We start from the raw sequence: 12,337 nt of genomic DNA on the forward strand, positions 1-12,337 counted from the left end.
CGGCGTCTCGAACCACGCTTTGCCCTGCGGGCTACGCGTGGCGCAGCCACTCACCAAAAGAGCAAAGCGTGCCCGGCGAAGCCCACCGGGCGAAGACGGGCTCTTCAGGATGAGGGGATGGCTCCTCATTTGGTAATCCTGGAAGCCATGTCAGCGACCGCTTTCATCACGGCGTCGCGGACGCCGGGATCGTACAGCGTGTGGCCGGCGCCTTCGACCAGGCGAATTTCGGCTTCGCGCCACACCGCGGCAAGCGCATGCGAGGTCGCCGGCGGGCACAGCAAATCATAACGGCCCTGCACGATGATACCGGGAATGTCAGCAAGCCTGCCGGCCTCTTCGATGAGCTGGTTCGGCCGCATGAAGCAGTCATTGGCGAAATAATGCGCTTCCATGAACGGCGTGGCGGGCAGGGCGCGCGACGAGTTGACCGGATCGAGCCGGGCGCGGCTAGGTGTGTGCTCGGAGAGGATGCGTTCGGTCTCGCCCCATGCCCGTGCGGCCGGGCCATGCACGGCGGTATCGGGATTAAGGATGCGTCGGAAATATGCGTCGATCGGTTGCGTGCGTTCCGCTGGCGGCAACACGTCGAGGAAATCCGCATGCAGCGCCGGATAGAAGCGCGGCAGCACGTCGAGGAATCCATCCTCGATCTCCTTGCGGGTACCGAGGAAAGTGGCGCGCAGCACGATGCCGGTGACACGGTCGGGATGCGCTTGCGCGTACGCCAGCGCCAGCGTCGCGCCCCAGGAGCCGCCGACGATCATCCAGCGCTCGAAGCCGAATTTCTCGCGGATCTTCTCCATGTCCGCAATCAGATGCGGCAGGGTATTGTCTTCACGCCGGCCCTTGGGGCGGCTGCGGCCGGCACCGCGCTGGTCGAACAGCACGGCATGGAATCTTTCAGGGTCGAACAGCCGGCGGTGATCGGGCTGGCAACCGCTGCCGGGCCCGCCATGCAGATAGACCGCCGCAATGCCGCCGATGCGGCCAACGCTCTCGACATAGATATCGTGGCCATCGCCGACATCGAGCTGCTCCGAGGTCAGCGGTGCAAACGGATCGGCGCGTTTGACGGATTTTCCGGCGTCGGCGTCAGGCGCCATGCTCGCCTTCCGTCTCCAGCGTGCCGCCGGCGAAATTGCGATACAGGAAACGGTCCTGGTGCGCAGCAGCTTCCTGCTCGGCCTGCTTGAAGATCTGCTCATGCATTGGCGACAGCGTGCAGGCCGGATCGGTATTGCCGGCATCGCCGGTCAGCGCAAAGGCCTGGCAGCGGCAACCGCCGAAATCGATCTCCTTGAACTCGCAGCTCTGGCACGGTTCAGGCATCCAGCCGGTGCCGCGATAGCGGTTGAAGGCTTCGGAATTCTGCCAGATCCAGGCGATCGAGTGATTGGATCGCACCGAAAGGAATTCGAGCCCGGTGATGCTCTCGGCGGCATGACACGGCAGGATCTTGCCGGCAGGCGAGATGTTGAAGAATTGCCGGCCCCAGCCGCCCATGCATTTCTTCGGCCGCAGCGCGTAATAATCCGGCACGACGTAGTCGATCGCGAGAATGCCCTTCAGCCGCACTTCGGCTTCCTCGACGATGCGGCTGGTCTCCTCGATCTGCGCCACGGTCGGCATCAAGGCGGCGCGGTTCTTCAGCGCCCAGCCGTAATACTGCACATTGGCGACCTCGAGCCGGTCGGCGTCGAGATCGACCGCCATCTGGATGATGTCGGACAACTGATGCAGGTTCTGGCGGTGCATGACGGCGTTGACCGTCAGAGGCAGGTCGAGTTCGCGCGTCCACTTCGCGACATCGAGCTTCTTCTCATGCGCCTTCTTCAGGCCCGCGACCCGGTCGGCCACCATGGGCTCGTTGCCCTGAAAACTGATCTGCACATGGCACAGCCCGGCATCGGCCAGGGCGGACAGTTTCTCACGCGTCAGCAGCACCGCCGAGGTGATGAGATTGCTGTAGAGCCCGACGTCGCTGGCGTGCTGGACCAGTTCGACCAGGTCCTTGCGCGCCGTCGGCTCGCCGCCGGAGAAATGGATCTGCAGCACGCCGATTTCGGCGAGCTCGGTCAAAACCTTCTTCCATTCCTCGGTGGTCAGCTCAGTGCCGCCGCGGTCGAGTTCGAGCGGATTGGAGCAATAGGGGCATTGCAGCGGGCAGCGGTGCGTCAGCTCGGCCAGCACCGCGAGCGGAATGCCGAACGTCTCCGCCGTCGAGCGCCGCTGCTCCAGCACCGCGAGTCCGTCATGGGGCGCGGTTGCCGCTTTGCCGTCGGTGAGCGCTTTGCCGTCGGTGAGAATGTCGCTCATGACGTCTTCTCGCGCGCTTCGGTCAGAAAGCCTTTGTCGGCGAGGTCCTGCAGCATCGCGATGACATCGGTTGCAATTGCCTCGCGGGGCGCCGCGTATTTCGCGGTCAGCTGATCGATCATGTCAGAGACGCTGCGAACACCGTCGCAAAGCTGCAGCACTTCGACCGCGATCTCGTCCGGCGCCAGCACGCGCTCGGGCGCCAGGATCACCCAGACCTGCCGCGTCTCATCGAATTTCAGTTTGGCGTGCCGCGGCAATTTCGGCCGGCTCGCCTCGCTGACACTGATGTTGCGGCTCAAAGCCATCGATCATTAGTTCCTGGTTATTGGTTTCGGCTTCAGCCCTCTTGGGGCACGAACGCGCCGGGCGGTATGTGGCCCTCGATATAGGCATGATACAGCGCATCGAGCTGAACCCATAGCACATTGGTCTTGAAGATCAGGGCGTTGCAGACCGCCTCGCGTTCCGCCGGCGTCCTGGCGTGCGCCTTGACGTAGTCGAGCGCGAATCCGGCATCGCGCGGCGCCTGCTGCAGGCGGCGGCTGAAATAGCTCATGATGTCGGGATTGACGAAATCATAGTGCTGCAGCATGCCCGAGATGCGCTCTTCATGCAGGTTCGGCGCGAACAGTTCCGTCAGCGAGGAGGCGATCGCCTCGAGCGGCGTCTTGTCGCGGCAGAAATGCACGTAGGCCTCCACCGCAAAGCGCGTGGCGGGAAGGATGCCTTCGGTCGATTCCACATAGGCGCTGTCGAGCCCGAGGCCCTCGGTCAGCTTGAGCCAGCGCTCGATGCCGCCTTCGCTGCCCAAATCGCCGTCGTGGTCCTCGATCCGGTGCCGCCATTCGACGCGGGTCGCGCGGTCGCGGAACCGCGAGATCACCATCGCGTCCTTGAGCGGGATCGTGCTCTGGTAAAAATAACGGTTCAGCGCCCAGGCCTGCACCTGGCCCTTGTTGAGCTTGCCGCCATGCAGCAGCCGGTGGAACGGATGCAGGTTGTGATAGCGGGTCGCGCCGATGTGGCGCAGCGTCGCCTCCAGTTCCTCGGCGTTATTGAGCGAAATGCCTTTGCCGATCGATAGCGCGGTCATTCTGGTGACGGGCACGACGCTCACAGCGTGATCTCCATTCCATCGGCGGGGATGTGCCAGCCGGCCTGCTCGGCGGTTTTGCGCTCGTCCGAGCCGTGCAGCAAGGCGGGGTTGGAGTTGTTGATATGCAAAAACATCTTGCGCCCGATGTCGAGTCCTTCAAGGCTTGTGATCGCGCCGTTCTCGCCTGACATCGAGATGTGTCCCATGCTTTGCCCGGTCTTGTTGCCGAGGCCCGCGGCAACCAGTTCGTCGTCGCGCCACACCGTGCCGTCAAAGAACACCAGTGCGGCGCCTTTCAGCCGCGATTTCAGATCGTCGGTCACTCGCGCGCAGGCGGCAAGGAAATAGAGATATTTGCCGCTTGTCTTGTCCAGGATGCGAAGCCCGAGCGTATCGCCCACGCCACTGCCGCCGGCTGGATGCGCCTTACCTTCGAGATACCAGGCGCCCTTGCCGGGAACCTCGAAGGGGAGGATTTCGATGCCGGAGGGCGAACCGTCGGGCAAGTCAGGTTCGAACGCCTGGTCGACCGCGATCGGCTGGCGTTTCACGTTCTTTTCGCTCAGCACATTAAAGATGCTGTTGGATTTGAGGATCGAGAGCACCCGCTCATGCGCATAGAGGGTGAAGGGCGATCCCTCGCGCATCGACAACAGGCCTGCGACCGCGTCGATCTCGCCATTGGTCAGGATGACGCCCGCAATCGGACTGTGACGGAGCTGGCCTGCCTTGGGATGAAGCTGCGGCGTCGCGGTCAATTGCTGGCGCAGATCGGGCGAGGCGTTGATCAGGAACCAGTGCTCGCCGTCGGCGCTGACCGCGATCGAGGCCTGCGTGCTCTGGAGTTCGGGATGTTCGTTGCGAGCCGTCCGGCACACCGGACATCCGCAGTTCCACTGCGGAACGCCGCCGCCCGCCGCGGCGCCCAGGACGACGACGCGAAGCATGATCCGTCTCCCGGCAAATTCAAAACTTGAGCACAAACGGTGGGGTCGAAACGCCACGAGGTGGATCCGGGCCAAAGACACAGTTCCGCGTTCGGGAACGTGTCAGGCCCAAAGATCCACCTCGTTAAGCCTTGGCGATCGCTGCCGGTTACTTCCGGGCGGCGCACGCATACATGTTGATTTCCATGCCGACCGGCACTTCGACGATTTTTGGTGCTTTCCAGGCCATTAGGCGCTCCTTTTGATACCGGACGAACTCCGCCCTCGGAGACAAGGTACTGCGGATCAGAAAGTTCGCCAGTGAAATCTTTTTGCCGTATGTCCTCCCTGTTTTCATGTTGCATCGCGAGATAATTCACGTTTTTGTGCGGAGGCCCGCGGTCAAAACGGCGTGGGATCAAGCGTTTCCGGGTTGATCGCAACGCCGCGAATGCTGATTTTCCGTTTAACGGAGCGCTGCCGGCTTCAGATAAAGAACTTGTGAAAAATGGGCTGGCCTCCGGCTGCGGGGCATCCATGGAGTAGGTTACCGCTGATGCCACGCTATTTTTTCAACACCCGTATCGGCGATGAGCTGATTTCCGATCCCGATGGCGAAGTGCTGCGGGATCCCGACCGCGCTTGGGAAATGGCGCGCGCCATGATCCGGGAACTGCTCAAGACCGAAGGCACAGACGGCGCGCTGCTGAACGCGACCATCGAGGTCACCGACGACGAGGGCGAGATCGTGCTCGAGTTTCCGTTCACGGAGGCCATTCTCGACGCGCCGGATCGCTCCATTACCCGGCATTGATTCAGCCTCCGTCATTCCGGGGCGCGCGATAGCGCGAACCTCAGGTGCGCAATTGCGCACCGGGGAATCTCGAGATTCCCCGATGTGCAAGTGCACATCTGAGGTTCGATGCTGCGCATCGCCCCGGAATGACGGTGAGTGACTGATCGCCACCCAAGTTTTCCGATTGCAAATGTACGGACAAATATAAGAGAGTGCCGCCCGGGGGGCCACCGGCGGATGATGTTTGCCGCGCGAGGATAAGGCTTCCGCCAGGGAGAATGCCATGATGAGCTATTCGTCGGCGCCGCGCAGCCTGTTGCTGGCCGGTGCTTTTTTCGGTGCATTGACGTTGACCGCTGCAGCGCAGCAGCCCGCCACGCCGCCTGCGGCAGGTGCGGCGCCGGCAGCCGCAGCCCCACTTCCACCGGGCTCGCCCTTGATCGGCCGGCCTGCCGATAACGAAGCCGCCGCCAAGCTCGCCCCGATCGCACCGCCGCCGATCCCCGCCGCGCCCGACAAATTGCCGACCGCCAAGCTGAAGGTGCCGGCCGGCTTCAACATCGAAGTCTACGCTGCCGGGATGGCCAATGCGCGCTCGCTGATCGAAGGCGACAAGGGCACGGTGTTTGCCGGCACCCGCCTGATCGACAAGGTCTACGCGGTCGTCAACAAGGACGGCAAGCGTTCGGTGAAGGTGATCGCCTCCGGCCTCTATCGTCCGAACGGCCTCGCGTTCAAGGACGGCACGCTCTACATCGCCGAACTGTCGAAGATCTCCAGGATCGACAAGATCGAGGACAATCTGGACAGCGCGCCGAAGCCGACCGTGATCTATTCCGATCTGCCCAAGGATGAAGCCCACGGCTGGAAGTTCATCGGCATCGGCCCCGACAACAAGCTGTACATTCCGGTCGGGCAGCCCGGCAACAACGTGCTGCATAGCGACGCCCACGGCCTGATCAAGCGCATCAATCTCGACGGCTCCGGCGCCGAAGTGATCGCCAGGGGCGTGCGCAACACCGTCGGCTTCGACTGGAATCCGGAGAACAAGCAGCTCTATTTCACCGACAACGGCCGCGACTGGATGTCGGAGGACCTGCCCGAGGATGAACTCAACCGCATCACCAAGGTCGGCGAGCATTTCGGCGCCCCCTACTGCCTGCAGGGCAACATGGTCGATCCCGAATTCGGCTGGGGAAAATCCTGCAGCGACTACACCGCGCCGGTCGGCCTGCTGGGCCCGCATTCCGCAGCGCTGGGCATGCGGTTCTACACCGGCAACATGTTCCCGAAGTCCTACAAGAACGCGATCTTCATCGCCCGCCATGGTTCGTGGAACAAGACCAAGAAGGTTGGCGGTGACGTCCTCATCGCCCGGCTAAACAAGGACGGCACTGTCAAATCCGTCGAGCCGTTCCTCACCGGGTTCGTCGAGGACAACAAGTATATCGGTCGCCCGGTCGATGTGCTGCAGCTGAAGGACGGCTCGCTGCTGGTCTCCGACGACTACAACGGCGCCGTCTATCGTATCACCTACGGCAAGCAGAAGGTGGCTGGCGCTAAGTGATTGGCGTTCGTCGTGAGTAGCAAACGCGACGACCACGTTCCTTGGTCATTCCGGGATGGTGCGTAAGCACCAGACCCGGAATCTCGAGATTCGGGGTTCGATGCTGCGCATCGCCCCGGAATGACGACGAAAATTCCTGGAAGCCTGATGCGTAAAATAGTAACAGCGCTGGCGTTCACCGTGATCGCCTCAACCGCAAATGCAGAAACCTTTCAGGATCGCATCGCGCCGTGTCTGGCCTGTCACGGCGAGCGCGGACAGTCCGAGACCGAAAACACGCCCTCGCTCGGCGCGCAGCAGGCGCCTTACACGCTGATCCAGCTCTTCATGTTTCGCGAGAAGCTGCGCAGCTTCGAGCCGATGAACGAGATGGCGAAGGCGCTGACCGACGACGATCTGCGCACCTTCTCCGATTTCATCGCGACGATCCCCAAACCCGCACCACCAGCTGAGGCCGGCGATCCCGCACGGATGCAGCGCGGCCAGGCGCTGGGGCAGCAGCATCACTGCAACAGCTGTCACAACCCGGATTATTCCGGCAAGGAAAACGTGCCGCGGATCGCCAACCAGCGCGAGGATTATCTGGCCAAGACGCTTGGCGAATACAAGGACAATAGCCGCCACGGCTATGACGGCAGCATGGCCGACGTGATGGGCCCGATCACACCAGAACAGATCGCCGATCTCGCTCATTTCATTGCCCATTTGCGCTAAACCCCCGTTCACGGCCCCGGCTGGCGTTGCCGTTCGCGCGGCGCTACAAGGCGGTCAAACGGAGTTTCCCATGCAAGAAATCTGGCGCCTGTCGGCCGCGGAGCTGGCCTCGCTGATCAAGGCAAAAAAGGTCTCGGCAACGGAGGCGGCCACATCAGCATTGGCGCGGCTGGACGCGGTCAATCCCCAGATCAATGCCGTGGTCGACCACAAGCCGGCCGAAGTGCTGGCACAGGCTGCGGCAATCGATGCCGCGATCGGGCGGGGCGAAGATGTCGGCCCCCTCGGCGGCGTACCCATTACCGTGAAGGTCAATATCGACCAGAAGGGCTTTGCCACCACCAACGGCCTGAAGCTGCAGCGCGAGGCCATTGCGGCGGACAACAGCCCCGTGATCGATAACCTCTACAAGGCCGGCGCCGTCATTTTGGGGCGGACCAATTGCCCGGCCTTTTCCTATCGCTGGTTCACCACCAATCTCGTGCATGGCGATACCAAAAATCCCCGCGATCCCGGTATCACGCCAGGCGGCTCCTCGGGCGGCGCGGGTGCTGCGGTCGCGGCCGGCATCGGGCATATCGCGCACGGCACCGATATCGCGGGCTCGATCCGCTACCCGGCCTATGCCTGCGGCGTCCATGGCCTGCGGCCGACGATAGGCCGGATTCCGGCGTTCAACGCCGCGCTCCCCGAGCGCACGATTGGTCCCCAGATCAGCGCGGTATCCGGACCCTTGGCCCGGACCATCGGCGATATCCGGATTGCCCTGGCGGCGATGTCGGCCCGGGATTATCGCGATCCCTGGTGGGTGCCGGCGCCGCTGGAGGGCCCGCCGGCACCAAAGCGCGTCGCGATGTGCCTCAATCCTGATGGCCTCGATCCCGTACCGGAGGTGAAAGCCGCCGTTGCCGATGCCGGCAAGCGGCTGGAGCGCGCGGGCTGGATCGTCGAAGAGATCACCAATACGCCGCCGCTGCGCGAGCCCGCCAATCTGCAGACCAAGCTCTGGCTCGGCGACAGCTATGAGGCGCAGCTGGAGACCGCCGAGCGCGAGGGCGATCCTGGCGCGCTGGCCTGCCTGCGCGGCAACCGGACAAAAGTGTTTCCGTTCGATGCCGCTTCGTTCTCGAAGGCGCTGACCCGGCGCGCGACGCTGACCCGCGAATGGCTGGAATTCTTCGAACGATACCCGGTGCTGCTGATGCCGGTATCCGGCGAATTGCCGTTCCCCGACCACCTCGACCGCAAGGACGAGGCGTCTTTTGCGAGGGTGTGGCACGCCCAATTGCCGCAGATTGCCATTCCCTTCATGGGGCTGCCCGGGCTAACGGTCTCGACAGGACTGGTCGGGCGGATTCCGGTCGGCGTTCAGCTGGTCTCCGGCCGTTACCGCGAGGATCTCTGCCTTGCCGCGGGCGAGGCGATCGAGGCGGGTGGAACGCCGTCGGCGGCGATCGATCCGGCAAGCTAACAGAGCGTTTTCAAGCGAAGTGGACACCGGTTCGCGTAAAGAAAACGCGTCAAACAAGAGACCGAAGGAATTCGATGTCAGCTATTTATGATTTCACGGCACAGTCGCTGGCCGGCGAAGAGGTCCCGCTCAAGCGGTTCGAGGGCCAGGTGCTGCTGATCGTCAACACCGCCAGCGCCTGCGGATTCACGCCGCAATACAAGGGCCTGGAAACCATGCATCGCGAACTTTCGCCGCGCGGTTTTGCGGTGCTCGGTTTTCCCTGCAACCAGTTCGGCGCGCAGGAGCCGGGCGACGCCAAACAAATCGAGGCGTTCTGCGAAACCAGATTTCACGTGACGTTTCCGATGTTCGCCAAGATCGACGTCAACGGCAGCAAGGCGCACCCGCTGTATGAATACCTGAAGAACGAACGATCGGGCCTGCTGGGCTCGTCGATCAAATGGAATTTCACCAAATTCGTGATCGATCGTTCGGGCAAGGTGGTGGGGCGCCATGCACCGACCGTGACACCCGAAGCACTGAGAAGAGAAATCGAGGCACTGCTATGAACGAGAAAACCGAAACCGACGCGTTCCCCGACCGCCTGTCGACCAATCCGAGCAGCCCCTACTACAACGAAGAACTGCTGTCGCGCGACGTCGGCATCCGCTTCAAGGGCGCCGAGAAGACCAACGTCGAGGAATACTGCATCAGCGAGGGCTGGATCCGCGTCACCGCGGGAAATGCCAAGGACCGCTTCGGCAATCCCTTGACGATCAAGGTTCATGGCCCGGTCGAGCCGTATTTCCGGGACAAGGCGTAACCCCGAACGATGCCTCCTCGTCATTGCGAGGAGCGAAGCGACGAAGCAATCCATTCTTTCTTTCCCTGCGGCTAGATGGATTGCTTCGCTTTGCTCGCAATGACGGGATTGAAACCCTCGACCTAAATTCTGCTTTCGAAAGCCACCACCATGTCCGTCCGCATCGTCGATGTCTGCGAAATCACAAAGCCGATCTCCTCGCCGATCCGTAACGCCTATATCGACTTCACCAAAATGACGACGAGCCTCGTCGCCGTCGTCACCGACGTCGTGCGCGATGGCAGCCGCGTGGTCGGCTATGGCTTCAATTCCAACGGCCGCTACGGGCAGGGCGGCCTGATCCGCGAGCGCTTTGCGCCGCGGCTCAAGGAGGCCGATCCGAAATCGCTGCTCGATGCATCAGGCGCAAATCTCGATCCGGACAAGGTCTGGTCGACATTGATGTCCAACGAAAAACCCGGCGGCCATGGCGAGCGCTCGGTCGCGGTCGGCACCATCGACATGGCGGTGTGGGATGCGGTGGCGAAGATCGCGGGCAAGCCGTTGTTCCGGCTGCTTGCCGAGCGCCACGGCCTTAACGCCAATCCGCGCGTGTTCGTATATGCCGCCGGTGGTTACTACTATCCCGGCAAGGATCTCTCCGCGCTGCGCGGCGAAATGCGCGGTTATCTCGACCGCGGCTACAACGTCGTCAAGATGAAGATCGGCGGCGCGCCGATCGCTGAGGACCGCGAGCGCATCGAAGCGGTGCTGAAGGAAATCGGCAATCAGGCGCAGCTCGCGGTGGACGCGAATGGACGCTTCGATCTGGAAACCGCGATTGCGTATGCAAAAATGCTGCTGGAGTATCCGCTGTTCTGGTACGAGGAAGCTGGCGACCCCCTCGATTACGCGCTGCAGGCAGCGCTCGCCGAATTCTATCCGGCGCCGATGGCGACCGGTGAAAATCTCTTCAGCCATCAGGATGCGAAGAACTTGATCCGCTACGGCGGCATGCGGCCGGACCGCGACTGGCTGCAATTTGATTGCGCGCTGTCCTACGGCCTCTGCGAGTATCAGCGCACGCTTGATGCCTTGAAGACCCATGGCTGGTCGGCCAGCCGCTGCATCCCGCATGGCGGCCACCAGATGTCGCTCAATATCGCCGCCGGTCTCGGGCTCGGCGGCAATGAGAGCTATCCCGACCTGTTCCAGCCCTATGGCGGTTTTCCGGATGGCGTTCGCGTCGAGAATGGCCACATCACCATGCCTGATTTGCCGGGCATCGGCTTTGAGGGCAAATCCGATCTCTACAAGGAAATGAAGGCGCTGGCGGCGTGAGAATGGTTTTCCGAGCCGTCAGTCCACCAATCATCTATCTCTAAAGGACGCTGCGATCTTGACCAGCAAACTTCCCCAACTCTCGCTCGCCAAGGACAAGATCCGGGTCTTGCTCCTCGAAGGTGTCAACGACAGCGCCGTGCAGCTGATCGAGACGGCCGGTTATTCCAGCATGACGCGCCTGTCGAAAGCGCTGGAGGGCGATGCGCTCAAGGAAGCCATCAAGGGCGTGCACCTGCTCGGCATCCGCTCCCGCACGCAGATCACGCCGGATGTTCTGGAGGCCGCGGACCGGCTGATCGCGATCGGCTGCTTCAGCGTCGGCACCAACCAGGTGGATGTCGACGCCGCGCGCCGGGTCGGGATTCCCGTGTTCAACGCGCCGTTTTCCAACACGCGAAGCGTGGCCGAACTGGTGATCGGCGAGATCGTCATCCTGCTGCGCCGGATCGTGGCGCGTTCCAACGCCGCCCATCAGGGGCGCTGGGACAAGTCCGCCAACGACAGCTATGAGGTGAGGGGCAAGACGCTCGGCATCATAGGCTACGGCAATATCGGCTCGCAGCTCTCCAATCTCGCCGAAGCGCTGGGCATGAAGGTGATCTTCTACGATCACACCGACCGGCTTCGCCACGGCAACACCGAGCCGGTCGCGAGCTTGCATGAGCTATTGGCGCAGAGCGACGTCGTGTCGTTGCATGTGCCGGAAACGGCTGCTACGGCCGGGATGATCGGGCGCGAGGAGATTGCGGCGATCAAGGCGGGTGCGTATTTCATCAACAACAGCCGCGGCACCGTCGTTGATTTGGAGGCGCTCGCCGACGCGCTGCGTGAAGGCAGGCTCCGTGGCGCTGCGGTGGACGTTTTCCCGGTCGAGCCGCGCTCGAACGCGGATCGCTTCGTATCGCCGCTGCAGGGGCTGGAAAATGTCATCCTGACGCCGCACATCGGCGGTTCGACCGAGGAGGCGCAGGAGCGCATCGGCGCCGAGGTGGCGCGCAAGCTGGTCGATTACAGCGATTCCGGCTCCACCATGGGCGCCGTCAATTTCCCGCAGGTCCAGCTGCCGCCGCGGCCGTCGGGTACGCGGTTCATCCAGGTGCAGCGCAATCTGCCGGGCATGCTGGGCCGCTTGAATGAAGTGCTGGCGCGCCACTCGGTCAACATCGCCGCGCAATATTACGAGACCGATCACGACGTCGGCTATGTCGTGCTCGACGCCGATGCCTCCGCCGCCGACGGCCAGCGCGTGCTTGCGGACATCCGGGCTCTGGAAGGCACCATCCGCGCCCGCTTGCTCTATGAGTACAAGATCTGAAG

General features: G+C 62.7%; 14 protein-coding genes. 8 read left to right on the plus strand and 6 right to left on the minus strand.

Going from position 1 to position 12,337, the window contains the following annotated elements; all coding sequences use genetic code 11:
- Window positions 1–125: 125 nt before the first annotated feature.
- The 6 genes from pip to pqqA form a co-directional block, all read right to left on the minus strand.
- Window positions 126–1,106, minus strand: coding sequence for a prolyl aminopeptidase (gene pip, locus JQ641_RS17585; protein ID WP_211997244.1), 981 nt, complete (start codon window positions 1,104–1,106; stop codon window positions 126–128).
- Window positions 1,096–2,319, minus strand: a complete 1,224-nt coding sequence (gene pqqE / locus JQ641_RS17590) for a pyrroloquinoline quinone biosynthesis protein PqqE (RefSeq protein WP_211997245.1) — start codon at window positions 2,317–2,319, stop codon at window positions 1,096–1,098. The genes pip and pqqE overlap by 11 nt, the downstream gene beginning before the upstream one ends.
- On the minus strand, window positions 2,316–2,627 hold the full coding sequence (pqqD, locus tag JQ641_RS17595; protein WP_211997246.1) for a pyrroloquinoline quinone biosynthesis peptide chaperone PqqD: 312 nt from the start codon (window positions 2,625–2,627) through the stop codon (window positions 2,316–2,318). The genes pqqE and pqqD overlap by 4 nt, the downstream gene beginning before the upstream one ends.
- Before the next feature lie 32 nt (window positions 2,628–2,659).
- Window positions 2,660–3,415, minus strand: coding sequence for a pyrroloquinoline-quinone synthase PqqC (gene pqqC / locus JQ641_RS17600; RefSeq protein WP_249127556.1), 756 nt, complete (start codon window positions 3,413–3,415; stop codon window positions 2,660–2,662).
- Window positions 3,416–3,435: 20 nt separating this feature from the next.
- On the minus strand, window positions 3,436–4,365 hold the full coding sequence (gene pqqB, locus JQ641_RS17605; protein WP_211997248.1) for a pyrroloquinoline quinone biosynthesis protein PqqB: 930 nt from the start codon (window positions 4,363–4,365) through the stop codon (window positions 3,436–3,438).
- 148 nt (window positions 4,366–4,513) lie between these two features.
- Window positions 4,514–4,594 carry a pyrroloquinoline quinone precursor peptide PqqA gene (gene pqqA, locus JQ641_RS17610; protein ID WP_012029362.1) on the minus strand — a complete coding sequence of 27 codons (81 nt, stop codon included), beginning with the start codon at window positions 4,592–4,594 and terminating at the stop codon, window positions 4,514–4,516.
- Between the two features lie 306 nt (window positions 4,595–4,900).
- On the opposite strand from pqqA, the gene JQ641_RS17615 reads away from it, so the two are divergent.
- The 8 genes from JQ641_RS17615 to serA all read left to right on the plus strand — a co-directional run bounded on the left by JQ641_RS17615 (window position 4,901) and on the right by serA (window position 12,335).
- Window positions 4,901–5,158: a DUF6894 family protein gene (locus JQ641_RS17615; protein WP_211997249.1), complete on the plus strand. Its 258-nt coding sequence runs from the start codon at window positions 4,901–4,903 to the stop codon at window positions 5,156–5,158.
- A 265-nt stretch (window positions 5,159–5,423) separates the two neighbouring features.
- Window positions 5,424–6,707, plus strand: coding sequence for a PQQ-dependent sugar dehydrogenase (locus JQ641_RS17620; protein WP_211997250.1), 1,284 nt, complete (start codon window positions 5,424–5,426; stop codon window positions 6,705–6,707).
- Window positions 6,708–6,854: 147 nt separating this feature from the next.
- Complete coding sequence (locus JQ641_RS17625) at window positions 6,855–7,421, plus strand: c-type cytochrome (protein WP_211997251.1); 567 nt, start codon at window positions 6,855–6,857, stop codon at window positions 7,419–7,421.
- 70 nt (window positions 7,422–7,491) lie between these two features.
- Window positions 7,492–8,892 carry an amidase family protein gene (locus tag JQ641_RS17630; RefSeq protein ID WP_211997252.1) on the plus strand — a complete coding sequence of 467 codons (1,401 nt, stop codon included), beginning with the start codon at window positions 7,492–7,494 and terminating at the stop codon, window positions 8,890–8,892.
- 74 nt (window positions 8,893–8,966) lie between these two features.
- Window positions 8,967–9,443, plus strand: coding sequence for a glutathione peroxidase (locus JQ641_RS17635; RefSeq protein WP_211997253.1), 477 nt, complete (start codon window positions 8,967–8,969; stop codon window positions 9,441–9,443).
- Window positions 9,440–9,697 (plus strand): DUF3297 family protein, encoded by a 258-nt coding sequence (locus JQ641_RS17640; RefSeq protein ID WP_192740083.1) that lies wholly within the window; start codon window positions 9,440–9,442, stop codon window positions 9,695–9,697. Before JQ641_RS17635 ends, JQ641_RS17640 begins: the two co-directional genes overlap by 4 nt.
- Window positions 9,698–9,847: 150 nt before the next feature.
- Window positions 9,848–11,017 carry a mandelate racemase/muconate lactonizing enzyme family protein gene (locus tag JQ641_RS17645; RefSeq protein ID WP_211997254.1) on the plus strand — a complete coding sequence of 390 codons (1,170 nt, stop codon included), beginning with the start codon at window positions 9,848–9,850 and terminating at the stop codon, window positions 11,015–11,017.
- A gap of 58 nt (window positions 11,018–11,075) precedes the next feature.
- Entirely contained in the window at window positions 11,076–12,335 is a 1,260-nt protein-coding gene (serA, locus tag JQ641_RS17650; RefSeq protein ID WP_211997255.1) for a phosphoglycerate dehydrogenase, read from the plus strand.
- The last annotated feature ends 2 nt before the right edge of the window (window positions 12,336–12,337 follow it).

The sequence above is a fragment of the Bradyrhizobium sp. JYMT SZCCT0180 genome (genome assembly GCF_018130165.1).
In the GTDB taxonomy this organism is placed as follows: Bacteria; Pseudomonadota; Alphaproteobacteria; order Rhizobiales; family Xanthobacteraceae; genus Bradyrhizobium.

Bases quoted from the DNA above. Each gene is read 5' to 3' on its own strand.
- pip (WP_211997244.1), bottom strand. From the start codon at position 1,106: ATGGCGCCTGACGCCGACGCCGGAAAATCCGTCAAACGCGCCGATCCG.
- pqqE (WP_211997245.1), bottom strand. From the start codon at position 2,319: ATGAGCGACATTCTCACCGACGGCAAAGCGCTCACCGACGGCAAAGCG.
- pqqD (WP_211997246.1), bottom strand. From the start codon at position 2,627: ATGGCTTTGAGCCGCAACATCAGTGTCAGCGAGGCGAGCCGGCCGAAA.
- pqqC (WP_249127556.1), bottom strand. From the start codon at position 3,415: ATGACCGCGCTATCGATCGGCAAAGGCATTTCGCTCAATAACGCCGAG.
- pqqB (WP_211997248.1), bottom strand. From the start codon at position 4,365: ATGCTTCGCGTCGTCGTCCTGGGCGCCGCGGCGGGCGGCGGCGTTCCG.
- pqqA (WP_012029362.1), bottom strand. From the start codon at position 4,594: ATGGCCTGGAAAGCACCAAAAATCGTCGAAGTGCCGGTCGGCATGGAA.
- JQ641_RS17615 (WP_211997249.1), top strand. From the start codon at position 4,901: ATGCCACGCTATTTTTTCAACACCCGTATCGGCGATGAGCTGATTTCC.
- JQ641_RS17620 (WP_211997250.1), top strand. From the start codon at position 5,424: ATGATGAGCTATTCGTCGGCGCCGCGCAGCCTGTTGCTGGCCGGTGCT.
- JQ641_RS17625 (WP_211997251.1), top strand. From the start codon at position 6,855: ATGCGTAAAATAGTAACAGCGCTGGCGTTCACCGTGATCGCCTCAACC.
- JQ641_RS17630 (WP_211997252.1), top strand. From the start codon at position 7,492: ATGCAAGAAATCTGGCGCCTGTCGGCCGCGGAGCTGGCCTCGCTGATC.
- JQ641_RS17635 (WP_211997253.1), top strand. From the start codon at position 8,967: ATGTCAGCTATTTATGATTTCACGGCACAGTCGCTGGCCGGCGAAGAG.
- JQ641_RS17640 (WP_192740083.1), top strand. From the start codon at position 9,440: ATGAACGAGAAAACCGAAACCGACGCGTTCCCCGACCGCCTGTCGACC.
- JQ641_RS17645 (WP_211997254.1), top strand. From the start codon at position 9,848: ATGTCCGTCCGCATCGTCGATGTCTGCGAAATCACAAAGCCGATCTCC.